25 protein-coding genes and 3 pseudogenes are annotated in these 25,779 nt (G+C 70.7%); 11 read left to right on the top strand and 17 right to left on the bottom strand.

Going from position 1 to position 25,779, the window contains the following annotated elements; all coding sequences use genetic code 11:
- Nucleotides 1-77: 77 nt before the first annotated feature.
- Complete coding sequence (locus tag ACK1X7_RS32005) at nt 78-317, top strand: helix-turn-helix domain-containing protein (protein WP_216339537.1); 240 nt, start codon at nt 78-80, stop codon at nt 315-317.
- Nucleotides 317-1,786 carry a HEAT repeat domain-containing protein gene (locus ACK1X7_RS32000; RefSeq protein WP_413115991.1) on the top strand — a complete coding sequence of 490 codons (1,470 nt, stop codon included), beginning with the start codon at nt 317-319 and terminating at the stop codon, nt 1,784-1,786. Before ACK1X7_RS32005 ends, ACK1X7_RS32000 begins: the two co-directional genes overlap by 1 nt.
- 599 nt (nt 1,787-2,385) lie before the next feature.
- Here the strand turns inward: ACK1X7_RS32000 and ACK1X7_RS31995 are convergent.
- From ACK1X7_RS31995 to ACK1X7_RS31975, 5 genes and pseudogenes are all read right to left on the bottom strand, one after another.
- Nucleotides 2,386-2,664: a beta family protein gene (locus ACK1X7_RS31995; RefSeq protein ID WP_413115990.1), complete on the bottom strand. Its 279-nt coding sequence runs from the start codon at nt 2,662-2,664 to the stop codon at nt 2,386-2,388.
- A gap of 25 nt (nt 2,665-2,689) precedes the next feature.
- Nucleotides 2,690-3,169 (bottom strand): annotated as a pseudogene (locus tag ACK1X7_RS31990) (beta family protein); the annotation flags it as partial.
- Between the two features lie 143 nt (nt 3,170-3,312).
- On the bottom strand, nt 3,313-3,471 hold the full coding sequence (locus tag ACK1X7_RS31985; protein WP_385137873.1) for a hypothetical protein: 159 nt from the start codon (nt 3,469-3,471) through the stop codon (nt 3,313-3,315).
- Nucleotides 3,464-3,667 (bottom strand): hypothetical protein, encoded by a 204-nt coding sequence (locus tag ACK1X7_RS31980; protein WP_385137875.1) that lies wholly within the window; start codon nt 3,665-3,667, stop codon nt 3,464-3,466. The genes ACK1X7_RS31985 and ACK1X7_RS31980 overlap by 8 nt, the downstream gene beginning before the upstream one ends.
- Before the next feature lie 364 nt (nt 3,668-4,031).
- Nucleotides 4,032-4,274: pseudogene (locus tag ACK1X7_RS31975) on the bottom strand (hypothetical protein); the annotation flags it as partial.
- On the opposite strand from ACK1X7_RS31975, the pseudogene ACK1X7_RS31970 reads away from it, so the two are divergent.
- Nucleotides 4,264-4,479, top strand: a pseudogene (locus ACK1X7_RS31970) (MerR family DNA-binding protein); the annotation flags it as partial. The pseudogenes ACK1X7_RS31975 and ACK1X7_RS31970 overlap by 11 nt on opposite strands.
- A gap of 242 nt (nt 4,480-4,721) precedes the next feature.
- Nucleotides 4,722-5,390: a lytic polysaccharide monooxygenase auxiliary activity family 9 protein gene (locus tag ACK1X7_RS31965; RefSeq protein WP_385137877.1), complete on the top strand. Its 669-nt coding sequence runs from the start codon at nt 4,722-4,724 to the stop codon at nt 5,388-5,390.
- A 65-nt stretch (nt 5,391-5,455) separates the two neighbouring features.
- Here ACK1X7_RS31965 and ACK1X7_RS31960 read toward each other — a convergent pair whose 3' ends face one another.
- From ACK1X7_RS31960 to ACK1X7_RS31950, 3 genes are all read right to left on the bottom strand, one after another.
- A complete protein-coding gene (locus ACK1X7_RS31960) occupies nt 5,456-5,944 on the bottom strand; it encodes a hypothetical protein (RefSeq protein ID WP_385137879.1) in 489 nt (162 codons plus the stop codon).
- 68 nt (nt 5,945-6,012) lie between these two features.
- The gene (locus ACK1X7_RS31955) at nt 6,013-6,408 is read right to left on the bottom strand and encodes a DUF427 domain-containing protein (protein ID WP_385137881.1); all 396 of its coding nucleotides are present in this window, start codon (nt 6,406-6,408) and stop codon (nt 6,013-6,015) included.
- A gap of 56 nt (nt 6,409-6,464) precedes the next feature.
- On the bottom strand, nt 6,465-7,094 hold the full coding sequence (locus ACK1X7_RS31950; protein WP_385137882.1) for a MarR family winged helix-turn-helix transcriptional regulator: 630 nt from the start codon (nt 7,092-7,094) through the stop codon (nt 6,465-6,467).
- Between the two features lie 128 nt (nt 7,095-7,222).
- Between ACK1X7_RS31950 and ACK1X7_RS31945 the strand changes: the two genes are divergently transcribed.
- The gene (locus tag ACK1X7_RS31945; protein WP_413115989.1) at nt 7,223-9,637 is read left to right on the top strand and encodes an MFS transporter; all 2,415 of its coding nucleotides are present in this window, start codon (nt 7,223-7,225) and stop codon (nt 9,635-9,637) included.
- A 357-nt stretch (nt 9,638-9,994) separates the two neighbouring features.
- Here the strand turns inward: ACK1X7_RS31945 and ACK1X7_RS31940 are convergent, their stop codons facing one another.
- Together ACK1X7_RS31940 and ACK1X7_RS31935 are read right to left on the bottom strand one after the other, a co-directional pair.
- Nucleotides 9,995-10,231: a hypothetical protein gene (locus tag ACK1X7_RS31940; RefSeq protein WP_014054887.1), complete on the bottom strand. Its 237-nt coding sequence runs from the start codon at nt 10,229-10,231 to the stop codon at nt 9,995-9,997.
- Nucleotides 10,232-10,273: 42 nt separating this feature from the next.
- Entirely contained in the window at nt 10,274-11,560 is a 1,287-nt protein-coding gene (locus ACK1X7_RS31935) for an MFS transporter (RefSeq protein ID WP_385137886.1), read from the bottom strand.
- Nucleotides 11,561-11,734: 174 nt separating this feature from the next.
- On the opposite strand from ACK1X7_RS31935, the gene ACK1X7_RS31930 reads away from it, so the two are divergent.
- Nucleotides 11,735-12,640: a LysR family transcriptional regulator gene (locus tag ACK1X7_RS31930; RefSeq protein WP_390792200.1), complete on the top strand. Its 906-nt coding sequence runs from the start codon at nt 11,735-11,737 to the stop codon at nt 12,638-12,640.
- Nucleotides 12,641-12,681: 41 nt separating this feature from the next.
- On the opposite strand, the gene ACK1X7_RS31925 is transcribed toward ACK1X7_RS31930, so the two are convergent.
- A complete protein-coding gene (locus ACK1X7_RS31925; protein WP_385137890.1) occupies nt 12,682-13,194 on the bottom strand; it encodes a GNAT family N-acetyltransferase in 513 nt (170 codons plus the stop codon).
- A 316-nt stretch (nt 13,195-13,510) separates the two neighbouring features.
- Nucleotides 13,511-14,626, bottom strand: a complete 1,116-nt coding sequence (locus ACK1X7_RS31920; RefSeq protein ID WP_385137892.1) for a ferritin-like domain-containing protein — start codon at nt 14,624-14,626, stop codon at nt 13,511-13,513.
- 192 nt (nt 14,627-14,818) lie between these two features.
- On the opposite strand from ACK1X7_RS31920, the gene ACK1X7_RS31915 reads away from it, so the two are divergent.
- The 4 genes from ACK1X7_RS31915 (at nt 14,819) to ACK1X7_RS31900 (ending at nt 18,407) form a co-directional block, all read left to right on the top strand.
- Nucleotides 14,819-15,748: an AurF N-oxygenase family protein gene (locus ACK1X7_RS31915; protein ID WP_093464646.1), complete on the top strand. Its 930-nt coding sequence runs from the start codon at nt 14,819-14,821 to the stop codon at nt 15,746-15,748.
- A 77-nt stretch (nt 15,749-15,825) separates the two neighbouring features.
- Nucleotides 15,826-16,653: a TetR/AcrR family transcriptional regulator gene (locus ACK1X7_RS31910; protein WP_385137896.1), complete on the top strand. Its 828-nt coding sequence runs from the start codon at nt 15,826-15,828 to the stop codon at nt 16,651-16,653.
- A 94-nt stretch (nt 16,654-16,747) separates the two neighbouring features.
- Complete coding sequence (locus tag ACK1X7_RS31905; protein ID WP_390792011.1) at nt 16,748-17,014, top strand: hypothetical protein; 267 nt, start codon at nt 16,748-16,750, stop codon at nt 17,012-17,014.
- Nucleotides 17,015-17,141: 127 nt separating this feature from the next.
- Nucleotides 17,142-18,407 carry a C40 family peptidase gene (locus tag ACK1X7_RS31900; protein WP_390792012.1) on the top strand — a complete coding sequence of 422 codons (1,266 nt, stop codon included), beginning with the start codon at nt 17,142-17,144 and terminating at the stop codon, nt 18,405-18,407.
- 20 nt (nt 18,408-18,427) lie between these two features.
- Here the strand turns inward: ACK1X7_RS31900 and ACK1X7_RS31895 are convergent, their stop codons facing one another.
- The 5 genes from ACK1X7_RS31895 to ACK1X7_RS31875 all read right to left on the bottom strand — a co-directional run bounded on the left by ACK1X7_RS31895 (nt 18,428) and on the right by ACK1X7_RS31875 (nt 24,581).
- Entirely contained in the window at nt 18,428-19,786 is a 1,359-nt protein-coding gene (locus ACK1X7_RS31895) for a styrene monooxygenase/indole monooxygenase family protein (RefSeq protein ID WP_413115988.1), read from the bottom strand.
- A 77-nt stretch (nt 19,787-19,863) separates the two neighbouring features.
- The gene (locus ACK1X7_RS31890; protein WP_228054154.1) at nt 19,864-20,475 is read right to left on the bottom strand and encodes a GTP-binding protein; all 612 of its coding nucleotides are present in this window, start codon (nt 20,473-20,475) and stop codon (nt 19,864-19,866) included.
- A 34-nt stretch (nt 20,476-20,509) separates the two neighbouring features.
- Nucleotides 20,510-20,902 (bottom strand): DUF742 domain-containing protein, encoded by a 393-nt coding sequence (locus ACK1X7_RS31885; protein ID WP_093464640.1) that lies wholly within the window; start codon nt 20,900-20,902, stop codon nt 20,510-20,512.
- Nucleotides 20,899-21,384 carry a roadblock/LC7 domain-containing protein gene (locus tag ACK1X7_RS31880; RefSeq protein ID WP_385137902.1) on the bottom strand — a complete coding sequence of 162 codons (486 nt, stop codon included), beginning with the start codon at nt 21,382-21,384 and terminating at the stop codon, nt 20,899-20,901. The genes ACK1X7_RS31885 and ACK1X7_RS31880 overlap by 4 nt, the downstream gene beginning before the upstream one ends.
- Nucleotides 21,381-24,581 carry a sensor histidine kinase gene (locus tag ACK1X7_RS31875; RefSeq protein ID WP_413115987.1) on the bottom strand — a complete coding sequence of 1,067 codons (3,201 nt, stop codon included), beginning with the start codon at nt 24,579-24,581 and terminating at the stop codon, nt 21,381-21,383. Before ACK1X7_RS31875 ends, ACK1X7_RS31880 begins: the two co-directional genes overlap by 4 nt.
- Nucleotides 24,582-24,970: 389 nt before the next feature.
- Here ACK1X7_RS31875 and ACK1X7_RS31870 point away from each other — a divergent pair, with 389 nt between their 5' ends.
- Nucleotides 24,971-25,741, top strand: coding sequence for a hypothetical protein (locus ACK1X7_RS31870; RefSeq protein WP_385137905.1), 771 nt, complete (start codon nt 24,971-24,973; stop codon nt 25,739-25,741).
- Nucleotides 25,742-25,779 lie beyond the last annotated feature (38 nt).

The following is a 25,779-nucleotide window of genomic DNA, read 5'->3' as shown; positions in this document are numbered from 1 at the left end:
GATCTCCTCAGCCGTACCCCCAACGTTACTCATAGTCTGTAGACCCATCGTCTGCACCGTCCTAACGTCCACACATCATGACGCATGCCTCCGACAAGCTCCGCCTCCAGCGGCAGCGCGGGGCGTTCGGCCACCGTGTGCGGGAGCACCGTCTCTCGGCAGGTCTCTCGCAAGAAGAGCTCGCGGAAGCTGCGGGGATCCACCGCACCTACGTCTCTTCGCTGGAACGAGGCCAGCGCAACGTAAGCCTTGACAACATCATTGCCCTCGCGCGTGCACTCAAGGTCGATGCCGCACAACTACTCGAAGGCATTTGATGGGCTTCAAAGAAGACGCTGATTTCGCTCGGTTCCTGAGCATGGGAGTCTACGCCGCCGACGCGGTTGCCCAAGACCTTGAACTCAATCACGGGCACCGCATTATCAAGCTCGATCGGTTCGCCACGTCCAACAAGGTATGGCAGACGAAGGTCAAGCGCATGCGCCTACCCGACCTCCTCTGCGTTAACTGTGGACGCCGTTTTGAGTGCAAAGGCAAGAAGAAGCTTGAGATCAAACTCTCCGACTCCACGGTGCCAGGCCGCGCCTGGCGCGACGAAGGAATGCGACCAGACGACATCTTCGCCTTCGCGCGTGTCAATTTGGAGACGACTCCTGTGAGCGTGTCCAACCTTGTCTACGTGACTCGGCAGAGCCTGGAAGATGCTTTGGGTTCCTCTAAGGAGGGCAACCGAAAGTCCGTGTCCGAGGGATCGGAAATGGATCGCCGTTGGCCGATGTGGGCCCCGGACTATGCCGGTGAAGTCACCACGGTCGACGACGACCTAAAAAAGGTTCGCGTCACGAAGGGCGCCAGCACGTACGTCTACGGACAGGGTAGCCGGTGGGATGCGTTCCACACGTTGGCAGCAGGGACGGCATTCGAGGCCGGCCAGCCGGTCGCGTTCTGCTTCCGCATGGCTGGCTCGATCGCCTGTGCCGGGGATGGGTCCTGGAGCTGGAAGGAGGACCTTCTGTCAACTGACGACGACATTCGATTCCCTGCCGTCAAGGCCGCCCGGTTCCTCGGCGCGGAGCCCGTCGAGGACATACTCATCGGCATAGCGGATGACGAGGCCAATGACCGGCTCCTGCGCCTCGAAGCGCACACTGGCCTCGCCCCCACGCGCCCAGCGTCCGTCGCTGCGCTGCTCGTGCTCGCTGAAGGGGCTGACTCGGCCGACGAGGTGCGTATGGAGGCCGTGTTCTGCCTATCGGAGATCGACACCGAGGAAGCCACGGAGGCGCTGTACTCGATTGCCAGCAGCACCAAGCCGGCGATTCCGGAAGAGGTACGTGCGGCTGCCGCCTGGGGGCTCGGGACTGGGGCTCGCAAGGCACCCACCAAGCTCATACGCCTCGTCAACGATCCCAGCGTGCTGGTAGCGACGCACGCAGCGGCGGCCATACCGTCGGACCTGCCCCAGGAGTGCCTGGACGAGCTCCTCGACTGGCTTCGCGCTGATGACCTGCACCGGGCCGCTACGGCTGCGCACCTGCTGGCTGACCGCGACCTCGTCGCCGAGCTCGTAAATGCCCTCCTGGCGGCGCCGGAACGCGTTCGTCGGCTGATCGTCCTGGCACTCGGGGACGCCTCGCGTGAGGCCGTTTCCGGCCTGCTGAGCGGACTCGACGCTCAGAGCCGTGCCGGCATCGCCATCCTGTGGGCGAAGAGCGACGACTGGCTCCGTCAGCCGGACACGGACGGCATTCTCGACGCCCTGAAACTCCAGACGCTTCGCCGGTAACAGTGGCTCGAACACTGCTCTGCGTCCTGGCGAACCCACCTGTCGTCGGTGATGGTGCCCGTACCCGCGATCGGTGCGCACTCGCGGGTGAACTGCCTCTCCGGATTCCCAGTGCCCCGGTACCGGGTCGCAGACATGCCTAGGCATCCGTCACCTTGACAGCGGTGGATAGCCCGACAGCACCGGCAGCACGACTTTTAGATTCGGGGTTCGCTCAGTTGGTGGACCGGTTCCGGTGGGCGTGAGCCCGAGTCGTCCAGGTCGCGACGGCTTGTAGACACCGGCTGGCAACGCCCTGGAGTTCAAGGCATTCGCCGACGACTCCCACGTCTTCGCCCCTGACCAACTGCCGAGCGATGCCCGCCTCGCCTGCCGCTTCACTGTGCAGCAACTCGCCCACTGGGGCTGGGGGCTACCAAGACGAATCGGTGCATGCCGCCGGACATCCGAGGAGGAGCACAGGCGAGATCTGGTCATCGCCGAGTCCCTCGCGGTGCGGTGGGGCGTCGAACCCAGGCACCCGGTGGGCAAGACCGCGTGGGCCGAGATCCAGCTCAACGCCGGCTTTTCGTCCTGAACCGCACGGCCGTCTCACCGTCTCAACCGGGTTGCCCTGCGAGACAATTGACGACGAACGTCATGTGCTGGATGTTTCCCACTCGGTTCCATACGGAGTGGTTGCCGGTGGTGACGGATCCCTGGGCGCAGTCGCGCAGCCAGCCCTCCCCCGTTCCAACGGACGGGCCACGGAAGTCCGCGAGGCGGGTGAGGCGCCGCGCGGCGTCGCGGTTGACGGCATCGCGGTGTTCGCCGCGCTGTAGCGCCTTGGCCAGGAAATAAGAACGGGTGGTGGTGTCCCAGTCCGATCGTGGGCTCATGCCAGGCGCTCTCCAGGAAGCCCTCGGGCGGCTCGGGGAAGCCGCCCGCCACAACGAAAACCGTCCGCCAGGGGGCGAGCGGGACCAGCACGTCGAGTGCCCGCAGAGCCTCTTTGGCGGCGTCCCTGCGGGAGGGCGGTACGGCGCCCAGATCGAGGAACAGGTCGACTGTGCCGATGGGACAAGCACGGTCGAGCAGTGCGCACAGACATGGGATATCCCGGTTGTGCCACTCACCCGGGACCCGCACGCGTATACCCAGACCGCCACCACGCCGCTGGGCTGCCGCGAGAGCCAGGGACTGCTGAGGGACGGGCCGACAAGGGCCGGTCACCGGATGCAGGTTCCGCTGGGCCCACCACTCGGGCGGCAGGGTTTCGGCCAGGACAGCGGCCTCATTCTCGTCGGTGAACGGCGTGTCCAGCCAGGCCGACCGGTAACGGTGCGCGGTGGAAACGCGGCCCGCATCCTTGCGAAGTTCCACGGCCAGGAGGTCCGGCAACATGCCAGGGCGGGGCGGCAAGGTTCACAGCGGCGCGGACATGGCAGCTCCCCCTCGGCGCAGACCGTGTCGTCTCCCGCCCCTCAGGGTGAATTGGGTCCCTGAGTCCGGAAAGGGCGCCAATCAGCCACGACGGCGTGTATGCGTCAGTGGCAAGGGGCCCAGGAGTGCTGTCGGCGCTCCAACTTCCAGGAACTGCCGTCACGGACCGCGTCCTCCCGTTGCCGGAAGTCCTGCTTGTACGCGGTGCGGGTGAGCCGATCGCCCTGCTCGGGAACGAGAACGGGAGCGAGGAGGTCAAGCATCGGGGATGTCCTTCTTGGCCGCGCTGAGCATGTTCCCCCGGGATGACGACCTGCCGATCACAGCCACATCGCCGTTGTCGAGCTGCCAGATGTCCGGACACTCGTCGTTGCCGTCGGAGTTCCCGAGCTCGTCGGCCGACTTCCCCAGCCGACGCTCGAACAACGCGGACGCGGCAGCCTCCCAGGCACGGGCCATGTCTGCCTCCGGTCGAGGTGGTCGAGCACGCTGTGGCTACCCACTGTATCCAGGGACACACCCATAGGTGAGAGGGTCGCCCGACGGCCGAGCCCGCCGGGTGGCGGCACGGAAGCCGTCAGGGGCTGCTCCGTGCGGTCGGAGTGCCGGTCGGTTACGTGTGCGACCGAGTGCGTTCATGCCAACGGCGCCGGTCGGCCGGGGCCGGGCAGGCTCGAAGCGCCGCCTGATCACCGACGGGCAGGTCGCCCCGGGTATGCGCCGCCGACGCCCTCGCCTTCCCGCTGACCAGCGGGAACCGTAGCCATGTCGCCCAGTCGCTGTGCCGGCTCGCCCGTGGGCCGCTTCTGGCCCGAGCCGGACATCACCGGGCCTGGGTGCTGAGCGGGTGTTCGGCGGCCGGACCGGCGGGGCCGTCCGTGAGGTTGGCGCGGGCCCGCCACCACGGCAATAGCTGGACGACGTCGAACGCCACCTCGACAACGAGAAAGAGCCACAGCAGCCGCGGGGCACCGTGGGCCATCGCATACGCCAGCCACGTGGCGAACAGCGTGCGCGCGACACCATCGAGGAGTCCGTGCAATGGCAGCGGCTGCACGATCCGCATGCTCGGCTTCTCGCTGGCCGAGATCGCACAGCACGGCGAGGAACTGAGCGACGCGCCGGATGCCGCTGAGGCGTTGTCTGCGCTATTGGAGGAGAAAATCCGGGTCATCGACACGCGTATGGCCGAGCTTGCCGTTCTGCGGGCCGATCTCGAAGAGCGCGTCGGCACCGGATGTCCCTTCCGGGCGGCTGACCGGGCCATCTGAGCACCGAGCCTTTTACGGCCTGCCTCGGATCGATGGCTGCGGGCCTCGGGCGTGCGCCCCTTCGTCCGGCCAGGGCGGGGCGCAGGTCGGCGGGCAGGGCGTTCGGGGTTGGTCGGCGCCTCGGGTGGGGTGTTGCCGCCTCGGCTCCAGGTTTCGAGGTCTCGTCGTTCGGGAAGCAGCCATCTTGGGAGCGCTCCCATGATCCTGACCCACCCCCATGGACGATGGAGGAAGATCGCGAAATGATTTGTCATGAACGCGGCAATTCCTTACGTTGGGCGTCTCGCGCCCTTGGGCTGCTGGCCGCGGCGCTGCTGTGCCTGATCCCGTGGTCCACCACCGCGAGCGCCCATGGATCGGTCGTCGACCCCGCCTCCCGCAACTACGGCTGCTGGCTGCGCTGGGGCGACGACTTCCAGAACCCCGAGATGGCGAAGTTGGACCCCATGTGCTGGCAGGCATGGCAGGACAACCCGAACGCCATGTGGAACTGGAACGGGCTGTACCGCAACGGCTCCGCCGGCAACTTCCCGGCGGTGATCCCGGACGGGCAGTTGTGCAGCGGTGGTCACACCGAGGGCGGCCGCTACAACTCGCTGGACACGCCCGGCGCCTGGCAGACGACGAACATCGGCGGCAAGTTCACCGTCAAGCTGTACGACCAGGCCAGCCATGGTGCGGACTACTTCAAGGTGTATGTGTCCCGCCAGGGGTACGACCCCACCACCCAGCCGCTCAAGTGGAGTGACCTGCAACTGGTCACCACGACCGGCAAATACGCCCCCAGCCAGAACTACGCGATCGACGTCAGCACCTCCGGCTACACCGGTCGCCACGTCGTCTACACGATCTGGCAGGCGTCGCATATGGACCAGACGTACTTCCTGTGCAGTGACGTGAACTTCGGCTGAGCGGCGCCCCCTACGGCTCAGTCATCCGCACCACGGCCCCGCCGGATGCGCCCTGTCCGGCGGGGTCAGGTGGGAGTGAGGGGGCAGGGGAGGTCCGGGGCCCAGTGGTTGGGGGAGCACGTCACCAGGGCCAGGGAGAGGAACGAGGTGCGGCCCAGGTAGCAGCCGAAGGAGACGTCTCCGGCGTGGGTCAGGCGGTCGGCGGCTGTGGTGACCAGGCGGGCCAGGCGGGCGGTGTCGGCTTCCTGGTGGGAGAGGAAGCCGGGGGCGTGTTCGGTCAGTTCGCGGCCCAGCCAGGCCGCCGCGTCCTTGGGTTCCTCGAGGGTGGCGCGGATGAGGGTGGGGGACTTCAGGAGCCAGAGGGACGTTTCCAGTGGGGGGAGCTCCGAGTGGCGGAAGGTTTCCAGGAGGGTGCGGTAGCGCTCCTGGTCCTCGCGGTAGTAGTCCTCGTCCTCCGTCGTGAGGGGCGGGCGGGGGCGGTCGGGTGGGCGGCGGAGGGCCTCCCGGTCGAACAGCTCCTTCTCACCCAGCCACGAGTACGCGTGGATGTGCACGCGTCAGGGGTTCCCTCCGGGGGTTCCCCGGAAGGCCCCTGATGGGGTGATGTCAGCGGTTTGTTGCGCTATTCCGAGACGTCGATCTTCGCTACCGCGTCGTAGAACGACAGATGGTCCTTGATCTCCGCCACCTTCTCGATCGGCTGCGGGTACGCCCACACCACGTCCGGCCGGGGCTCCGCCTCGTCGCCTGCCGGGCCGCGGTAGGTCCAGTACGCGGCCTCGCCCTTGAAGGGGCAGGTGGTGTGGGAGTCGGTCGGCTGGAAGAGGGTCAGGTCCACGTCCTCCGGGGGGAGGTAGTAGCGGACCGGGAGTCCCGTCTCGTGGACGAGCAGGGGGCGGGTCGACTCCGCGACGACGCGGCCGTCGATCGTGACGGTGACGTGCTGGGAGCCGTGCTCCACGTCCACGCGGTGTCCGCCGGTGCCGGTGGTGTGCGGGTGGGAAGCGGGGGTGGGCATCTCTTCCTGGCCTCCTCGGTATGGTCCTGTCTACGGCAACGCCCTCGGCGCCGTCGTCATTCCGGAGGCGTTACGCGTCCTTCCGGAGGCGTTACGCGTCCTTCCGGAGGGCCTTGCGCGTCGCCCGGCTCGCGGGGCCAGGCGCGGCCCTCCTGACGTTCCACCTCGCGGTTGAAGCGGGTGAGGACGTCCTCCAGCCGGGCCACTTCCTCGGAGGGCCATGACTCCAGCAGCCGGGACAGGTCGGTCTGCCGGCATGTCCGTTCCGCCGCCATGCGGTCTGCGCCCCGCGGGGTGATGCGGAGCTTGCGGGCCAGGCCGCCGTCGGGGTCCGCGATGCGTTCTACGAGACCGGCCCGGAGCAGGGCGCCGGTCTGGCGGTTGACGGTCGAGACGTCGAGCTGGAACGCGTCGGCCAACTGGCCGATGGACATCGCGCCCTCGGCGTCGAGGCGGGAGAGGAGCAGATAGCCGGAGCGGTCCAGGCGGGTGGGGGCGGCGCAGGGCTCGTGCTCGTCGGTGTGGCGATCCGGGTGGGGTTCCTTGGGGGCCCGGCCGGTGTTCGGTTGCGCCGGGGACTCGTGGGCCTCCGTCGCCTGGCCCTTCCGTTCGCGAGGCGTCAGGACTGAACATCTGGCCACCAGCATGAGCTCGCGCTCCAGCCGCTCCAGCCGCCGATCCAGCACGATTCCTCCTCGCCTCCCCCGCGCCCCTCAATGGAAGTGTGCACGATACACGTCATGTGTAGGATGCACATCTCTCATCGTTCCACTTTTCGCACATCTCTCGAAATCCCTTTGGAGGCGGCATTCGCATGCCCCAGTCAGCCCCACCTCGCGTCGCGGATCCTCTGAGCGCCGCGCCCTCCGGCACGCCGCTCCCGCGGGAGGTCGGCGGTGGCTTCGTGGCGGTGCTCGCGTTCTGCGGTATCGCCGTGTCCGTCATGCAGACGCTGGTCGTTCCGCTGGTCACCGAGCTGCCCCAGTTGCTGCACACCACCAGTTCCAACGCGTCCTGGGTGGTCACCGCCACCCTGCTCGCCGGCGCCGTCTCCACCCCGGTCATGGGCCGGCTCGGGGACATGTTCGGCAAGCGCCGGATGCTGATGGTCGCGTTGGCGCTGATGGTCATCGGCTCGCTGACCTGCGCCGTCACCTCCGACCTGGTGGTGATGGTGATCGGCCGGGCCATCCAGGGCGGGGCCATGGGGGCCATTCCGCTCGGCATCAGCATCATGCGCGACGAGCTGCCGCCGCAGAAGCTCGGCTCGGCGATGGCTCTGATGAGCTCGTCGCTGGGCATCGGCGGTGCGCTGGGGCTGCCCGCCGCCGCGTTCGTGGCGCAGCACACCAGTTGGCATGTGCTGTTCTACGGGGCCGCGGGGCTGGGCGTGATATCGATCGCCCTGGTGCTCTCCGTCATCCCGGAGTCCTCCGTCCGTACCCCCAGCCGCTTCGACGTCATCGGCGCGCTCGGGCTGACGGCCGGGCTCGTCTGTCTGCTGCTGCCCATCACCAAGGGCGGTGACTGGGGCTGGACGAGCGGCACCACGCTCGGGCTGTTCGGCGCGGCCGTGGTGATCCTGCTGCTGTGGGGCGTCTTCGAGCTGCGCACCGCCGAACCGCTGGTCGATCTGCGGACCACGGCACGGCGTCAGGTGCTGCTGACCAACCTCACCTCGATCATGGTCGGCTTCTCGTTCTACGCGATGTCGCTGATCCTTCCGCAGCTCCTACAGCTCCCGAAGGCCACCGGTTACGGCCTGGGCCAGTCGATGGTCATGGCGGGGCTCTACTTCGCCCCGATGGGCGTCGCGATGATGCTGGTCTCGCCGCTGTCCGCGCGGATCAACGCCGCGAAGGGGCCGAAGGTCTCGCTGGTCATCGGGCTGATCGTGATCGGCGCGACGTACGGCGCGGGCCTGGTGATGATGGACTACATCTGGCAGATCGTGGTGCTGTCCACCGCGCTCGGCGTCGGCATCGGCATCGCGTACTCGGCGATGCCCACGCTCATCGTCAGCGCCGTTCCGGCCGCCGAGACGGGTGCGGCGAACGGGCTCAACACCCTCATGCGGTCGATCGGCATGTCCACCTCCAGCGCGGTGGTGGGTGTGATCCTGGCGCACCAGACGACCGACTTCGGCGGGGTGGCGCTGCCGAGCAAGGACGGGTTCCAGACATCGTTCCTGGTGGCGTGTGCGGCCTCGGTCGGCGGCCTGCTGATCGCCCTGTTCCTGCCCGCGCGGCGGCGCGCCGCGGTGGCGGGCTCGGGTCCCGTGGCCACATCGGCTCCCGCGACCGGGGGCGCGACGGGCTCCGCCCCGGTGGCCGACTCCGCGCCCGTGGCCGCGCCCGCGCTCGTGGGCGCCCCGGCCGCATCTGCTGCTTCGGCCGCGACAGAGGTCGGGGATGTCGCCTACGCCGCCGAGTACGCGGCGGCGGACGGGCCCGCTCTCACCGGCAGCGTCATCCACGGTCGGGTCCTCGGCCCCGGCGGCACCCCGCTCGCCGACGCCGCCATCACCCTCATCGACACCGGCGGCCGTCAGCTCGGCCGTACGGTCACCGGCCGCGACGGCCGGTACCGCGTGCCCGCCCCGGACACCGCGAGCGTCGTCCTCATCGGCTCGGCCGCCGGGTACCAGCCGCAGGCCGCCACCCTGCTGGTGACTGACCTGCCGGTGGTCTGCGATCTGCGGCTGTCCGGCGGGGGCGGGCTGACCGGGTCAGTACGCGCCGTCGGCGGGGAGCCGCTGGCCGGTGCGACCGCCACGGCCACCGGGCCCGAGGGCGAGGTCGCGGGGTCGGCGACCGCCGACGAGAAGGGCGAGTTCGCGCTGCCGGAGCTGGCCCCGGGGACGTACACGCTGACCCTGGCCGCCGCCGGGCACCGGCCGTACGCCACCCAGGTGGAGCTCGCCGTCGGTGAGCCGGTGCGGGTGGACGCGGAGCTGCCGCCGGCGGCCCGGGTGCGGGGCACCGTACGGGACCGGGGCGGCCGACCGCTCGGGGACACCCGGGTCTCGCTGCTGGACGCGTCCGGCGACGTGGTCGGCCAGGCCATCACCGGTGACGACGGGTCCTTCGGCTTCGAGGCGCTCACCGGCGACCACTACACGGTGGTGGCCAGCGGCTACGCCCCGGCCACCCGGCAGATCACGGTCGGCGGGGCGGCGGGCGCGGAGCGGCGGGATGTGGACTTCCTGCTGGGCCACGGCGAGGAGTGAGACGGCCCCGTCTCCGGCCCGGAGCTTGAGACGGCCCCGTCTCCGGCCCGGAGCTTGAGACGGCCCCGTCTCCGGCCCAGAGCTTGAGACGGCCTCGACTCGGGCCCCGAGCCTGAGGCGACGCCCTCTCGGGCCCGGAGCTGGAGACGGCCCCGTCTCTGCCTCCCCCTCTCCGCCCCTAGCTTGGGGCGGCCCCGTCGGCTCAAGCTCGGGGCCCTCCGCTCAAGGCTCTACGGCGAGGGCAAGCCGTTGGAAGAGGCAGGCGGCCCGTGGGCGAAGACAGGCCCGTTGGGTCAGCGGCATCCAGAAGTAAGGGGCAGCGCCTCCGGGCGCTGCTCCTTACTCATTCCTCCCCACTCATTCCTCCTCCTCGGGGAGGCTCTCCCACGCCTCGCCCTTCCGGTACAGCTCATAGCCCTCCTCGTCCGCGATGGACTCCGCCTGGGCACGGCTGCGCACGGAGATCTCATACGTGTGGCTGTCGACGGTCGCGTGGACGCCCGAGCCGTCGGTGACCGTCTCGATCGCATGCGTCTCGTAGATGACGCGTCCCGGCTCGCATTTGCTCCAGACCACATGCATGCTCACTGCCATCGGACCCACTCCCGCGCAGACGAGTCCCCTGGTTTCAGGGTCTCACCTGATCGCCTGGTCCACATGGCTTGACGTGGCCCCTTGGCCTGACGAGGCCCCCGTCCGGCCGGACGCGGCGACGGCTCCCCGGCTGCCGAAGAGCGCCACGTTCGCCAGGGCGAGGATCACCAGCGCGCCCCCGAACCACAGCACGCTGGGGACCGCGATCGCGTCCGCCGCCCGGCCGCCGAGCAGTGCGCCCAGCGCTATCGCCACGTTGAAGACCCCGACGAACAGCGCCGACGCCGCCTCCCGCGCGTCCGGGGCCGCGTGGAGTACCCAGGTCTGGCAGGTCACCGACACCCCGCCGTACGCCAGGCCCCACACCAGCAGCAGTACGGTCGCCCCGGCCGTCGTGGCACCGGCGACCGGGAGCAGCAGTTCGGCCGCCGCGAGCAGGGTGAAGATGACCATGAGGGTGCGGCGCGGATCGCGGTGGGCGGTGGTGCCGGCCAGGAAGTTTCCGGCGATGCCCGCCACGCCGTACGCCAGCAGCAGGGTGCTGATCAGGCCCGTTCCGACCCCGGCGACGTCCTCGAGCACCGGGCGCACGTAGGTGTACGCCCCGAAGTGGCCGGTGACCAGCAGCAGTGTGGTGATGAGGCCGGTCCGCAGCCGGACGTTGCGGAACAGCCCGGGCACCTCGCGCAGCCGCAGGGTCCCGGCCGTGGGCAACGGCGGCAGGGTGACGGCCATGGCGGCGGCCACGGCCAGCGACAGGGCGGCCATGGCGGCGAACGCGATCCGCCAGTGGACCAGATCGCCGAGGAGCGTCCCGATCGGCACCCCGAGCACCGAGGCCACCGCGATACCGCTGAAGATCAGCGTGGTGGCGTGGCCCGTGGACCGCTCGGGCACCAGCCGCACCGCGAGCCCGCCCGCGATCGACCACACCCCGCCGATGCTCACCCCGACCAGCACCCGGGCGAACAGCAGGACGGCGAAGCCGGGCGCGAGCGCGGACAGCAGATTGGCGACGGCCAGCAGCCCCATCAGACCGCACAGCACCAGCCGCCGGTCGAAGCGGCCGACGGTGACGGTGAGCAGCGGGGCGGCGAACGCGGCGACCAGACCGGGCACGGTCATGGCCAGGCCCGCCGTACCGGCCGAGACGCCGAGCGCGGAGCCGATCGACGTCAGCAGGCCGACCGGCAGCATCTCGGTGGTGACCACCGAGAAGGTGCCGACCGCGACGGCGACGACGGCGAGCCAGGCCCTGAGCGGCGAGCGCACCACCGGAGGTGACCCGGATGTGCCTGCCGGAGCGGTGAGTTCCGTGCTATTGGACATGCCTTTAGCGAACTGCCGTGCCCCTGCGGGAACAACGCCGAAGTTCTCAGACTTCTATGAGCGAGGCTCATCGATGCGAGTCGATGCGAGTCGATGCGAGTCAATGTGACGCGAGTCGATGCGAGTCCGGGCGAGGCAATTCGCGTCAGCGCGAGCGCGATCCACGGGGAGACCATGGCCGGGTTGGAGATCCGCGAGCTGGAGTGTTTTCTCGCGCTGAGCGAGGAGCTGCACTTCGGACGCGCGGCGGAGCGGTTGTACGTCTCGCAGAGCAGGGTGAGCCAGCTACTGCGGTCCCTGGAGCGCCGGATCGGCGCCCGGCTGCTGGAGCGCACCAGCCGCCGGGCGCGGCTGACCCCGCTCGGCGAGCGGTTCCTGGCCGACCTCCGGCCCGCCTACGAGGCGCTGTACGGGGCCGTCGAGAGCGCCCGCTGGGCGGCGCGCGGGGTGGAGGGCGTGCTGCGGATCGGGTTCCAGGGGGCCGCCGATGAACGGGTGACGGCGGCCATCGCGGCCTTCCGGGAACGCCACCCCGGCTGCGAAACGACGACCGTGGAGATCCCGCTGGCCGATCCGTTCGGCGCGGTGCGGGCCGGTGAGGTGGACGCCGCGATCGTCTGCCTGCCGGTCGCCGAGCCCGATCTGGTCCTCGGCCCGGTCTTCTCCAAGCAGCCGCAGACGGTGGTGGTCTCCGCCCGCCATCCGTTCGCGGGCCGCGCCCGCGTGGACGCCGAGGCGCTGGCCGACTGCCCGCTGATCGGCCCGTCCGCCCCCGCGCCGCGCTACTGGCACGACGCGATGGCGCCCGCCGCCACCCCCGGTGGGCGCCCGATCCCGCGCGGGCCGCGGGTGCACACGCTCCAGGAGGGGCTGGCGGCGGTCGCGGCGGGCCGGGGCGGGATGCTGCTGTGCGTCCCGACGGCGGAGTATCACCGCCGCCGGGACATCACCTTCGTACCGGTCGAGGGGGTGCCGGACTCGATGCTCGGCCTGGTGTGGCGGCGGGCGGACGAGACGGCGCGGATCCGGGCGTTCGGGCGGGCGGTGGAGGAGCTGTGTTCGGCGCCGGACCGAGCCTGAGCCGGATCGCCCTCGCTCACCGCCCCACCCCGGCCTCCCCGCTACCCCACATCCCTGCGCATGCACACCCGTGGCCAGCGGTCCAGCCCATGGCCCGCCTCGCAGCGCCGGATCTCCCGGAGGCCGGGGGTCAGCTCGGCCTCGGTCAGGGTCCGGAAGCCGCAGCGTGCGGCGTAGTACGGGGCGTTCCAGGCCACGTCGACGAAGGTGGTCAGGGTGAGCGCGGGGACGCCGTCGTCGGCGGCGCGCACCGCGATGTGGTCGATCAGGGCCCGGCCCACGCCACGGCGGGCGCTGTCGGGGTGGACCGAGATCTGCTCGATATGGACGTTTCCGTCGACGGGGTCGGTGATCAGATACGCCATCGCCCGGTCGACGTCGTCCACCGCGACCCAGGCCCGTCCGGCCCGCTGGTAGCGGCTCAGCTCCTCCAGGCTCAGGGGCTCGTCATCGGCGACTTCGTCCATCCCGATGTCCCGGAAGCAGAGTCCGGCGGCGCGCTCTATGTCCTGGAGGACGGGGAGTTCTTCACTGGTGCTCGTTCGAATCCGCACCCCACCATCATCCTCCGGAACGCCGGAACAAAGGTGTGCCCCCCACCGCCGTGGAGAGCACCCTTCGGCCGTTCCTTCGTTCCTTCAGATGAAGGCATATGAACGCCACCGGACCGAGGGCACCCCAATGACCTCGGCCTTCTCCGTTGGCGATGATCAAGAACTTACCAAGAACGGTGATTCGAGGGGAGGTTGAGGGGGTCGCGAGATCTCACGCCGTATCGCGGTGCCTCACTCGGCCCCCTGCCCCACGTGGTCCCACGCGGTCCCGCGTGCCTCACGCGGTCCCGCGTGCCTTACGCGGCCCCGCGTGTCCTCACGCATCCGCCTCGGCCGCGCCCTCCGCGATCGCCTCCTCGACCTCGCCCGTGCGCGCCGCCTCCTCCGCCGCGAAGCGCCGTTCGTCCAGCCGCTCCGCGAGCTCCTCGTCCTGGCTCATCAGCAGGTCGAGGTTGCTGTCGCCCAGCTCCAGCACGCCCATGTCGACGTACGCCCGCTGGAGCCGCTCGCCCCACAGCCCGATGTCCTTCACACAGGGGACGATCCGGCTGAACAGCAGCTTGCGGAACATATGCAGGAACGACGACTGCTCGCAGTACTCCTCGGCCTCGGCCTTCGGGATGCCGAAGTTCTCCAGGACCTCCACCCCGCGCAGCCGGTCGCGCATCAGGTAGCAGCCCTCGATGACGAACTCCTCGCGCTCCCGCAGCTCCGCGTCGCTGAGCTGCCGGTAGTAGTCGCGCAGCGCCATCCGGCCGAAGGCGACGTGGCGAGCCTCGTCCTGCATGACATAGGCGAGGATCTGCTGGGGCAGCGGCTTGTCGGTGGTGTCGCGGATGAGGCCGAACGCGGCGAGCGCCAGGCCCTCGATGAGCACCTGCATGCCCAGGTAGGCCATGTCCCAGCGGGAGTCGCGGAGGGTGTCGCCGAGGAGGGTCCGCAGATCGGTGTTGATGGGGTAGAACGTGCCGAGCTTGTCATGCAGGAAGCGGCTGTAGAGCTCGGCGTGGCGCGCCTCGTCCATGGTCTGGGTGGCGGAGTAGAACTTCGCGTCGAGGTCGGGCGCGGCCTCGACGATCCGGGCCGCGCACACCATCGCGCCCTGTTCGCCGTGGAGGAACTGGCTGAACTGCCAGGCGGCGACGTGGTGCCGCAGCTCGCCCTTGTCCCGTTCGGTCATCCGGTCCCAGTGGCGGGTGCCGTAGAGGGCGAGGGACTCATCGGGAGTGCCCAGGGGGTCGTACGGATCCACCTCAAGGCCCCAGTCGATCCGCTTGACCGCGTCCCACTGCTTGTCCTTGCCCTTCTGGTAGAGGGCGAGCAGCCGGGCCCGGTGGTCGTCGTACTCCCAACTGAATCGGGCGGCGCCACCGGCGGGCACCTGCCAGTGGGGGTCCCCGGGATCCATCGCGTAGAGCTCTTGCGTCGACACCGACGCCTCCTTCGCCTCGCTCCCCCGTGAACGGATGCGTACTCGGCAGGCTCACATGACCGTTACTCGTCGGTCAATAAGACCTCTCCAAGGGATTGACGCCCCTTGCTGACGCAGAGTCTCATAAGAGATATTCACCGGTAACCCATCCCGCCGGCGTTTGTCCGAGCCACCAGTGAGGTGCCCTCAGCGATGACCACCACGACCGAACCGCCCGCGCTCCGGGACGCGCTCGGGCTGATCAAGGACCGTGAACGGGTCGCGGAGCGACTGCTCGAGTCCTCCGCCAAGCACTCCTTCGACCCCGACACCGAACTCGACTGGGACGCGCCGTTCGAGCCCGGCAAGTGGTTCTGGCCACCGGAGCTGGTCTCGCTCTACGACACCCCCATGTGGCGGCGGATGTCCGAGGAGCAGCGGCAACTGCTGGCCCGGCACGAGGCGGCGGCCCTCGCCTCGCTGGGCATATGGTTCGAGATCATCCTCATCCAGCTCATGACCCGGCACATCTACGACAAGCCCGCGACCAGCGCCCATGTGCGGTACGCGCTCACCGAGATCGCCGACGAGTGCCGCCACTCCAAGATGTTCGCGCGGCTGATCACCAAGAGCGGCACCCCGGCCTATCCGGTCACCCGGCTCCACCACAATCTGGGCCGGATCTTCAAGGCGATCTCCACCACGCCCGGTTCGTTCACCGCGACCCTCCTCGGCGAGGAGATCCTGGACTGGATGCAGCGGCTGACCTTCCCCGACGAGCGCGTGCAGCCGCTGGTGCGCGGGGTGACCCGGATCCATGTGGTCGAGGAGGCGCGCCATGTGCGGTACGCACGCGAGGAGCTGCGCCGCCAGATGCTGCGGGCGCCGCGCTGGGAGGCGGAGCTGACCCGGATCGGGTCGGGCGAGTTCTCCCGGATCTTCTCGCAGGCGTTCATCAACCCCAAGGTCTATTCGGATGTGGGGCTCGACCGGCGCGCGGCCGTCGCTCAAGTGCAGGCCAGCGCCCATCGCCGTGAGGTGATGCGCAGCGGGGCGAGCAAGCTGACCGAATTCCTCGACGACGTCGGGGTGATGCGGGGTGTGGGCCGCCGACTGTGGAAGAGTTCGGGGCTGCTGGCCTAGGGTCGGGACCAAGGGACCGCAGGGCCGGGACCAAGGCGGCATCCGCTTCGTCACAATGGCCGGTTACGCTGCCAGGCATGACGACAGGCAGCGGCACCGCTTCGGCGCCCCCGGAGGCGACACCCCCGGCGGAGGCGAGCGCCGCCGCACGCCCGGCGGCGGAAACCCCGGCCACCGCCCGTCCGCCGGCCGCCCGGCGGGCGAGCTACCGCAGGCTGAGCGTCGAGGCGCGGCGGGCCGAACTCCTCACCGCCGCGCTCGGCCTCTTCGCCCATCGCGCGCCCGAGGACGTATCGCTGGACGATGTGGCCCTGGCCGCCGGTGCCTCCCGTCCGCTGGTCTACCGCTACTTCCCGGGCGGTAAGCAGCAGTTGTACGAGGCGGCGCTGCGCAGCGCCGCCGATGAGCTGGAGCTGTGCTTCGAGGAGCCCAGGAGCGGTCCGCTCAGCAGCCGGCTGAGCCGGGTGCTGGACCGCTATCTGGCCTTCGTGGACGAGCACGACGCGGGGTTCAGCGCGCTGTTGCAGAGCGGCAGCGTGGTCGAGACCTCGCGGACGAACGCGATCGTCGACGAGGTGCGACGGGCGGCGGCCGAGGAGATTCTGCTCCATCTGGCGGTCAAGGAGCCCGGTGCGCGGCTGCGGATGATGGTGCGCACCTGGATCACGGCCGTCGAGGCGGCCTCGTTGATCTGGCTGGACGAGGAGAAGCAGCCGCCGGTGGAGGAGCTGCGCGACTGGCTGGTGGACCAGTTCGTGGCGATGCTGACCGCCACCGCGACCACCGATCCGCAGGCGGCCCGGGTGATGCGGGCCGCGCTCATCATGGAACCCGCCGAGGGCCTGGTCGGACGGCTGGCACGCCGTGTTGTGCCCGCGCTGGGCGAGGCGTCGCACCTGCTGTGACGGGGCGGCCGGTGACGGCCGTGACGGGGGCGGTCGGTGACTGCCGTGACTGCCGTGACGGCCGGGGCGCGGGCGATGCTGTGAGACTGGTGCGGTGAGAAGCGAGGAGACGCCCTTTGTGGGCGGGCCGCTGGACGGCCGGGTGCTGCCGGTGCTGGTCGGCCTCACCGGCCAGCCGCCGAAGACCTACGAGGTGCCGGTGGAGAACGAGGCGGGCGCACCGCCGACGGTCCATGTCTACCGCAGGGTTCCGGCCGCCACGTCCAAGCGGCTGGGCCTGGTCCGGGGCTGGGCCTATGAGTACGACCCGGAGGGAAAGCCGGGTGGCGGGCTGAAGTGGCCGTGGTCCAAGTCGAGCTGACGGCCCGCCGGACGGGTGACCATATTCGCCCGACTCGCCCACAATTCTCCTGAAGATACGAACGTCATGCCACGATCCTGCTGAGCTGGACGCCGAACAGAGGCGTCAGTGAGCCGGAGGTGATCACGTGTCAGGACGGATCGTGGGCTCGGTCTGCGCGGCGGCGATCACGGCGACCGCCGCGCTGGTACCCGCCGTTCCGGCGGCCACGGCGACGGCCGCCCCCTCCCGCCCCGCCGACCGGTCGGTGTCCGAGCTGCTGACGCAGCTCAAGACGCTGTACCGGAAGGCCGAGGAGGCGACGGAGACGTACAACGCGACCGAGGAGAAGCTGCGCAAGCAGCGCACCAGGACCAGGGAACTCACGGCCGAGCTGGTGCACGCCCGTACGGAACTCGCCGACAGCCACGACGACGCGGGACGGCTGGCCCGTCAGCAGTACCAGGGCCACAGCACGCTCTCCTCCTACGCCTTTCTGCTGACCCTGCTCACCCCCCACCCGGAGGGCGCCGCCGACGAGGCGCGTGAGCTGGAGCGGGCGGCGGGCCGCGAGGCCGCCCTGATGCGGCGGCTGACCAAGGGTGAGCGGCACGCCGACACCATCGCCACCCGGGCGCGCACCGCGCTGGACAAACAGCTCTCCCTGACCGCGAAGCGGAAGAAACAGCGGGAGAAGGTGGAGAAGAAGCTGCACTCCATCGAGAAGCTGCTCGCCACGCTGAGCACCCGCCAGATCGCCCAGGTGGCGCAGCGCGAGCGCCGGCAGACCGCGAAGGCGCAGCGCAAGCTGCTCGACTCCGGGGCGCTCGGCCCCGCGAGTGGCGCCCCGGACGCCCCCGCCACCGGCGGCGGCACCGGCACCACCCCGGCCCCGGCCCCCGGAGGCGGACGGGCCACCCCGGCCCCGGCCCCCGGAGGCGGACGGGCCACCCCGGCGGGCACCCCCTCCCCGGTCGCCACCGTCACCGCGCCCCGCCCCCGCCCGGCCCCCGGCGGCCCCGGCGGCCCCGGAACGGCGACCGCGGAGGCCGGGAAGCGGGCGCTCGCCTACGCGCTGAGCCAGATCGGCAAGCCGTACGTCTGGGGCGCCGAGGGGCCGAACTCCTTCGACTGCTCGGGGCTGACCTCCTCCGCCTGGGCGTATGCCGGACGGCTCATCCCACGCACCAGCCAGGAGCAGTGGCGCCAGTTGCCACGGGTGCCGCTCGACAAGCTGCGCCCAGGCGATCTGGTGATCTATTACAAGGGCGCCAGCCATGTGGCGATGTACGCGGGCAACGGCCAGGTGGTCCAGGCGCCGCGCCCCGGCCAGCGGGTGAAGCTCTCCCCGCTCGCCTCCAATCCGCTGCACGGCGCCGTGCGCCCGGGTCCGGCACCGGTGGCCAAGCGCTGAGCGCCCCGGCGACACCGGTGTCAGCCGACGTACCGGATGACTCCGGCCCGGTCGTCGTCCCCGGCCTCTTCGCAGACCTCGGCCTCATCACAGACCTCGGCCTCCGCTTCAGCCTCCGCGGCCTCGGCCTCTTTCCTGACCTCGTCCAGATAGGCGGCCGTCTTCTCCGGCTCGTAGAAGAAGTTCTCGAAGTCGGAGGGGTCGTCGAAACCGTTGGCGATGCGGTGGGCGACGGCAGGGAAGGCGGCCCCCGCCCCGATGAGGTCCACGATGTGCTCCGGCGGCGGGCCCAGCATGGTGTTGGTCCACTTGGTGACGTGCCGCGCGGACTCCCAGTAGCGGTCGAAGGTCGTCCGCATCCACTCCTCGTCGAACGGCCGGTCGCCGTGCTCGACGATGCTCTCCAGATAGGCCGCCGCGCATTTGGCCGCCGAGTTGGAGCCCTGCCCGGTGATCGGGTCGTTGGCCACCACGACATCGGCGACGCCCAGGACCAGCCCGCCGCCCGGCAGCCGCGCGACCGGGTTGCGCACGGTCGGGGCGTACCCCCCGGACAGCGTGCCGCCCGCGTCCGTCAGCTCGACCTTGGTGGCGCGCGCGTACTCCCAGGGCGTGAACCGCTCCATCAGCTCCAGGACGCGCGCCAGATGCTCCGAGGGGTCGGTGATGCCCTGGAAGGCGTCGACCGGACCGCCCGGGACGCCCTCCCAGAAGAGGATGTCGGCGCGGCCGGTGGTGGTGAGCGCGGGCATCACGAACAGCTCGCCGACGCCGGGGACGAGATTGCAGCGCACCGCGTCGATGTCGGGGTGTTCGGGGCGCGGGCCGAGCCCGTGCACATAGGCCACCGCGAGGGCGCGCCGCGGGGTGTCGTACGGGGAGCGGGCGGGGTCCCGGCCGAAGAGCGAGACCAGTTCGCCCTTGCCCGCGGCCACCAGCGCCAGGTCGTACTTTCTGTCGAGGACGTCCAGGTCGGAGACGGCGGCGCCGTGGACGACCACCTGGCCGCCGCGCTGCTCGAACGTCTCCATCCAGCCGGCCATCTTGATCCGCTGGTCGACGGACTGGGCGTGGCCCTCCAGCCGGCCGACCCAGTCGATGACCCGCGGATGGGCCTGGCCCTCGGACACCGGCCGCCCGGCGACGGAGACCCCGAGGCCCTCGACCCGCGGCGCCCGATCCTCCCAGAAGTTGAGCGCCAGATCGCGCTCATGGCCCAGCGCGGTGTGGAACATGCACTGGGTGGACATCACCCGTCCGCCGCGGATCTCATCGGACGTCCGGTTGGACATCAGCGTGATCTCATAGCCCTTGGACTGGAGGCCGAGAGCGAGTTGGAGCCCGGACTGACCGGCACCCACGATGAGTATCTTCCGCATGGCTGTCGACTCTCCCTCAAGCTCGGGCCGGTAAAGGGAATGGAGCCCTCCATCCCACGGGCGGAGCTGAGGTTACGTCACTCGGGTGAGGCGTCAACGGCGTGTCTCACCAGCGCCAGCAGCGCGTCCACGACCGCGATCCGGCGCCGGGCGTCCATCATCACCACCGGCACCGTGGACGCGACGGAGAGCGCGTCGCGCACATCCTCGGGCTCGTAGAGCGGGGTCCCCTCGAAGTGGTTGACCGCCACCACATACGGCAGACCGAGGCTCTCGAAGTAGTCCAGCGCCGGGAAGCTCTCGTCCAGGCGCCGGGTGTCGACCATCACCACCGCGCCGATGGCCCCGCGCATCAGGTCGTCCCACATGAACCAGAAGCGCTGCTGACCTGGGGTGCCGAAGAGATACAGGACCAGATCGTTCTCCAGCGTGATCCGGCCGAAGTCCATCGCGACGGTGGTGGTCAGCTTCTCGGGCGTCGCCTCGAGATCGTCCACGCTCTCGCTGGCCTGCGTCATCAGCGCTTCGGTCTGGAGCGGAGTGATCTCCGAAACCGCGCCGACGAAGGTCGTCTTGCCGACCCCGAACCCTCCCGCTATCACGATCTTGGTGGCGATCGGCGCGCGGGAGCGGTCCGTCTGCCACCTCTGGAGCACCTCCTCGGCCCCGGGTATCCCGGCCCCGGGTATCTCCGACGTCGCCGGCGGGGTCGCCGTGATCGTCTCAGAGCCTGCGAAGTCCACTGAGCACCCTTTCGAGCAACGCGCGGTCCGGCTGGCCGGGACCCCGCCCGGTGCCGTAGACGCGGATCTTTCCCTGGTCGGCCAGGTCGCTGAGCAGGACACGCACCACCCCGAGTGGGATCTTGAGCATCGCGGAGACCTCCGCGACGGAGCGCATCCTGTCGCACAGTTCGATGATCGCCCGGATCTCCGGCATCATCCGGGCGTTCAGCCCGCTGGGGGCCAGGTCGAGCCGTCCGTCCGGAGACTCCAGCGACGCCACGAAGGTCTCCACCAGCAGCACATGGCCGGAGCGGGTGCGACCGCCGGTGAGCGAGTACGGACGTACGCGAGCGGGTTTACGGGCGGGCCGGCTGGACCCGGCGGCCGTCACTGTGCGTGCTCCAGCGACCTGCGTAGTTCATTGCGGAGTTCGGGGGTGAGCACATGTCCGGCCCGGCCCACGAACAGTGCCATGTGATAGGCGACGACGGTCATGTCGCAGTCGGGGGTGGCATGCACCCCGAGCAGCGAACCGTCGCTGATCGACATGACGAACAGACTGCCCTCGTCCATCGCCACCATCGTCTGCTTGACGCTGCCGCCGTCCATCAGCTTCGCCGCGCCGAGCGTGAGGCTGCCGACCCCCGAGACAATCGTCGCGAGATCCGCACTGGAGCCCTTGGGGCCGTCCTGTGCCGCCGGATCGGACGACGCGGCATGGTGCCGTGTGTCGGAGGAGAGCAGCATCAGCCCGTCGGTCGAGACGACCACAACCGAGCGGACGCCCGGCACCTCCTCGACCAGGTTGGCCAGCAACCAGTGCAGATTACGGGCCTCGCGACTCAACCCGTACGTACTACTGGGCGCATTCACCCGCGTGCCTCCTCAACCGTGCCACCCTCGCTCTGCGCCCCCGTTTGTCCTGCTGTTCCCCGCTGCCGCCGCGCGGGCTCGCCGCGGGCGGCGACCTCGGCGGCGGCGTCCCGGCGTCCGTCGCGGGCGCCGCGCTGGAAGCCACCGAGCCGGCGCCGCAGCTCCTCCGCGTTCACCGAGCCGGTCCGCTCCCGTGGATCGGGCTCCCGGAGCGCCAGGTTCCGCGGGGTGCGTTTGGGAAGCCCCTTGTCGGTGCGCGCCGCCTCGTCCCGCGGGCGGGCGTGCTGGTCGGGGCCGATGGCGTACGGATCGACGCGGGACGGATCGACGCCGGACGGTTCACCTGGCGCCGCCGACTCACCGGGCGCCGCCGGGGCACCCTGTGCTGTCGGGCTCCCCTGTGCTGTCGGGCCGCCGACCGCCGGGCCCCAGGCGTCCGCACCGACGGGGCGAATGCCGTGGCCCGGGGCGCCGAACCGCCGGTCGAAGTCCTCGTGGTCCTCGTGGTCGTCGCCGTCGGCGCGGTCCGCGCCGCCCTCGCGGCCCTCGCGGTCGTCGTGGTCCTCTTGGCTCTCGCGGCTCATGCGATGGAGGGTCAGCTCCATCGTCCGCTCCACGGCCGGTACCTCCGGCTCCTCGACCTGGGCGGTCGGGGCCGTCTGGGGTGCCGGGGCCGGGGCGTCCGCGCCGTGCCGTACGCCGTCCTGCGCGTCGGTCCGGGCCGACTTGGGGACGCGCTTGGGCAGGGTGGGCAGCGCACCGCCGTTCCCCGGGCTCGGGTGGCCGCGCGGCGGCGTGGGCTCCATGGGGTAGTCACGGGCGGCCGGGTCCCCGGTCTGCCCCCACCGCTCGGCGGGGACGGCCCAGGCGGCGCCCGGCTCGGAGTCCGAGGCCGCCTCGACGGGCGTGGGCTCCGGCTCGGCGGCCTGCGGCGCCGGGTCCGGCTCCGCGGGCGGCGCGACCGGCTCGGCCGACGGCTCGGCACCGGCACCGGCACCCGCCACGGCGCCCGCGCCCGCACTCGCGCTCGGCACACCCTCCTGGTCCCGGGCGACCGAACGGGTCTGCCCGGGAAGCGTGTTGGAGTTCGCCTCGGCCTCCGAGCCCGGGAAGCCCAGGAAGGACGACGGTCCGGCGCCACCGAACGTCGCGGCCACGCTCACCGGCGGGGCGGGCGGCAGCCCGGCGCCGGGCGGACCGGCCGGGAGGATCTTCGTCGGGAGGACGACCACGGCGGCCACCCCGCCCGGCTGCTGCTCACGCAACTGCACCCGGATGCCGTGGCGCGCGGCGAGCCGGGTCACCACATACAGCCCGAGGCCCAGCGGGTCCTCCGGCTGGGGGCCCTGGCAGTACTCCGGCACCGGGTCGGCGAGCCGGGTGTTCAGCTCCAGGAAGCGCTCGGGCGTCATGCCGATGCCCTCGTCCTGGACGGAGAGCATGACCTCGCCGGACTCCAGGAGCCAGCCGGAGACCTGGACGGCCGCGTCCGGCGGAGAAAACGATGTCGCGTTCTCCAGCAGCTCGGCGATCAGGTGGCTGACGCTGTCCGCAGCGAACCCGGCGACCTGGGCATGCGGCGGCAGCGCCTGGATCTGCACCCGGTCGTACCGCTCGACCTCGCTGATCGAGGCGCGCAGCACATCCAGCAGCGGCACCGGCCCCGGATGGGTGGCCTTGTGCTCGGAGCCCGCGATGACCAGGAGGTTCTCGCCGTAGCGGCGTATCCCGGTGGCCAGGTGGTCGAGCTGGAAGAGCGTCTCGAGGCGGTCGGGGTCCTGCTCCCGCTCCTCCTGGGACTCGATGATGGCGAGCTGGCGCTCGATCAGGCCCAGCGAGCGCAGCGCGAGGCCGACGAAGCTGCCGTGGACCCGGGCCCGCAGCCCCTCCAGCCGGGTGGCGACCGCGTCCCGCTCGGCGCGCAGCCCGTCCCGCTCATCGGCCATCCGCTGCCGCTCGCCGACGAGCCGGGTGCGCTCGGTCTCCAGCTCGGCGACCCGCTCGTAGGCTTGCGCGGCCTTGGCGTGGAGTTCGTTGACGGCCCGTACGGCGTCCGCGTACTCGTCGTCGCGGCCCTTGAACGCGACCGGCTCCTCGGCCGCCGGATCGGCCGCGACCCGCCGGGCGCCGAGCCGCAGCGCGGCCAGCGGCCGGGTCATCGAGCGGGCGCTGTGCACCCCGGCGCCGAGGGCGACCAGCAGGGCGGCGCCGACGATGCCGATGCGCAGTTCGAGGTCGGTGACCTCGTCGTCCCGCAACCGGGCGAGCTGGGCGGCCTCGGAGGAGGCCAGCGAGGACTGCGCGCCGCGCATCCGGTCGATCCGGGTGTCCAGGCCGGCCTCGACGCGGTCCTCGTCGAGGAAGAAGTCATTGCCCGCGAAGCGGTTCTGGTCGGTGAGCCGGGCGAGATAGCGCTCGGCGTCGCTGACCTCGGTGCCGTTGACGGTGCGGTCGTAGGCGTCGCGCATGGCGGCCGGGGCGAGCTGCTCGAAGTCGGCGAGCGCGGACTGCTCGCGGAGGTTGGTCCGCTGGGCGGCGGAGACCAGCGTGGGCTGGCCGCCGCCCGCGTCGAGCGCGGCCAGCAGCAGTCCGCGGGTGGCGGACGCCTCCTCGACCGCGCGGCCGAGCGGGGCCAGCGCGGCGGTGGCGCCCGACTCGGCGTCGGCGGGGAGCCGCCGGGCCAGGGTGTCGGTGATCCCGTTCAGCGCCTGGACGGTCCGGGTGTACGAGGTGAAGACGTCGAGGGCCGAGCCCTTGCCGGTCAGCGCCTGCTGCCGCACCTCGGGCAGGGCGTCGAGGAGCCGCCGGACCGAGGCCGGGACCTGCCCCCGCACCTCCCGGACGCGGCGGTCGACCCGGGACCGCATCTCCTCGGAGACCCCGTGGCCGGAGGCGGTGGTGCGCCCGTCGGCGACGTACCGCGTCATGGCGTCGCGCTCGTCGGCGAGGGCGTGGGCGAGGGTCACCGCGCCGCGGTTGGTCTCCGCGAGGTCGACGAGCCGCTGGGCGTCGGTGGTGTCATCGAGGGCGAGCAGGACGGCGGGAGTCCCGGCCCCGAGGACGGCGACGGAGACGAGGGCGACCGACGTGGTCAGCCGACGACGGACGCGTGCGGTGTGCCGTCGCGGCGTCGCCTCGTCCTGACGTGGCTCGCTTACCGCATCGCGCGTGGTGCCCCGAAGCCGCTTCTTCCGCACCGGTGCTCACAATCCATTCTCGCCCGACCGCTCTGTGAACCAGAGGTGACGACGGATCAACAATTGTGTTTCCCCACCTCTGGTAGGGATTCCGACCCTTTCAGGACGGGTCTGGGGCGGGCATGCATCACCCACCCGGCCACCCGAACGAGTGAACCGCATTGGGTAGTTGACCACCAACTTTGGCTCGCGGCCATACCCTCCCGCCACCTTACGCGGATTGGTAAAGACCTCACCGCCCTGACAAGATGCCCACCCGCAGCTTCCCAGAAGTGTCAATCCCTCCCCAATCAGGCAGCCGGGAAACCGGCGAGAGATTTGGTACGGACCAACACCCGGCCAGGTCACCACGACGGCGGTGATCAACGGCGGTCCGGCAGACTGAGGGAATGCGCATCGAACTCGCGACCGCCCCCGGCGATCAGCAATATCCCAACGAGGACTACGCATCGATAGCCCTTCCGGCCTCGGGGAGCGGCGGTGCGCTGGTGGTCCTGGACGGGGTGACCCCGCCCGCGGGCGACGACGGATGCGTACACAGCGTGAGCTGGTTCACCGCGCGACTCGGCGGATCGCTGCTCGAACTGTCCGGTTCGCGACGGGATATGCCCCTGACACAGTGCCTCTCCGAGGCGATCGCCCGAACCGCCGCATCGCATAGTTCAACGTGTGACCTTTCTCACCACCTCACTCCGCAGGCAACCGCCGTCGCGGCGCGCTGGGACGCCGAGCGGATCGAGTATCTGGTGCTCTCCGACTCGGTGTTGCTCATCGAGTCGGCCCATGGCGGAGTGACTCCGGTACTGGACGACCGGATCGACCGGCTGCGGGCCGAGGGCAGGCGGCTCGCCCCGCTGCGCAACGCGGAGGGCGGCTTCTTCACCGCCGCCGCCGACCCCGCGGTCTCCGACAAGGCCGTCGCCGGGGAGTTCCCGCGCGGCGAGGTGCGGGCGCTGGCGGCGCTCACCGACGGCGCGACGCGCTGGGTGGAGCGGTTCGGCGAGGGCGACTGGGCCGACTGCTTCGCACTGCTGCGCAAGGAGGGCCCGCAGGCGCTGATCGACCGGGTGCGGGCGGTCGAGCACACCGATCCGGACGGTACGGCGTTTCCGCGGGGCAAGACCCACGACGACGCGGCCGTGGTCTTCGTGGAGCCCTGACCGGCGGGGACGCCCCCGCCGGGCTGCCGTGTGGGGCG

This window comes from Streptomyces sp. CY-1, assembly GCF_047218265.1.
Lineage (GTDB): Bacteria > Actinomycetota > Actinomycetes > Streptomycetales > Streptomycetaceae > Streptomyces > Streptomyces niphimycinicus.
Note: the sequence above shows the minus strand (reverse complement) of the source record. Positions and strands in the feature narration are given on the sequence as shown.

Excerpts from the sequence above, each read along its gene's own strand:
- ACK1X7_RS31985 (WP_385137873.1), bottom strand. The coding sequence starts at position 3,471 with ATGCTTGACCTCCTCGCTCCCGTTCTCGTTCCCGAGCAGGGCGATCGG.
- ACK1X7_RS31935 (WP_385137886.1), bottom strand. The coding sequence starts at position 11,560 with ATGTCCAATAGCACGGAACTCACCGCTCCGGCAGGCACATCCGGGTCA.
- ACK1X7_RS31945 (WP_413115989.1), top strand. The coding sequence starts at position 7,223 with ATGCCCCAGTCAGCCCCACCTCGCGTCGCGGATCCTCTGAGCGCCGCG.
- ACK1X7_RS31915 (WP_093464646.1), top strand. The coding sequence starts at position 14,819 with ATGACCACCACGACCGAACCGCCCGCGCTCCGGGACGCGCTCGGGCTG.
- ACK1X7_RS31895 (WP_413115988.1), bottom strand. The coding sequence starts at position 19,786 with ATGCGGAAGATACTCATCGTGGGTGCCGGTCAGTCCGGGCTCCAACTC.
- ACK1X7_RS31980 (WP_385137875.1), bottom strand. The coding sequence starts at position 3,667 with ATGGCCCGTGCCTGGGAGGCTGCCGCGTCCGCGTTGTTCGAGCGTCGG.
- ACK1X7_RS31910 (WP_385137896.1), top strand. The coding sequence starts at position 15,826 with ATGACGACAGGCAGCGGCACCGCTTCGGCGCCCCCGGAGGCGACACCC.
- ACK1X7_RS31940 (WP_014054887.1), bottom strand. The coding sequence starts at position 10,231 with ATGGCAGTGAGCATGCATGTGGTCTGGAGCAAATGCGAGCCGGGACGC.
- ACK1X7_RS32000 (WP_413115991.1), top strand. The coding sequence starts at position 317 with ATGGGCTTCAAAGAAGACGCTGATTTCGCTCGGTTCCTGAGCATGGGA.
- ACK1X7_RS31955 (WP_385137881.1), bottom strand. The coding sequence starts at position 6,408 with ATGCCCACCCCCGCTTCCCACCCGCACACCACCGGCACCGGCGGACAC.
- ACK1X7_RS32005 (WP_216339537.1), top strand. The coding sequence starts at position 78 with ATGACGCATGCCTCCGACAAGCTCCGCCTCCAGCGGCAGCGCGGGGCG.
- ACK1X7_RS31995 (WP_413115990.1), bottom strand. The coding sequence starts at position 2,664 with ATGAGCCCACGATCGGACTGGGACACCACCACCCGTTCTTATTTCCTG.
- ACK1X7_RS31965 (WP_385137877.1), top strand. The coding sequence starts at position 4,722 with ATGATTTGTCATGAACGCGGCAATTCCTTACGTTGGGCGTCTCGCGCC.
- ACK1X7_RS31870 (WP_385137905.1), top strand. The coding sequence starts at position 24,971 with ATGCGCATCGAACTCGCGACCGCCCCCGGCGATCAGCAATATCCCAAC.
- ACK1X7_RS31930 (WP_390792200.1), top strand. The coding sequence starts at position 11,735 with ATGGCCGGGTTGGAGATCCGCGAGCTGGAGTGTTTTCTCGCGCTGAGC.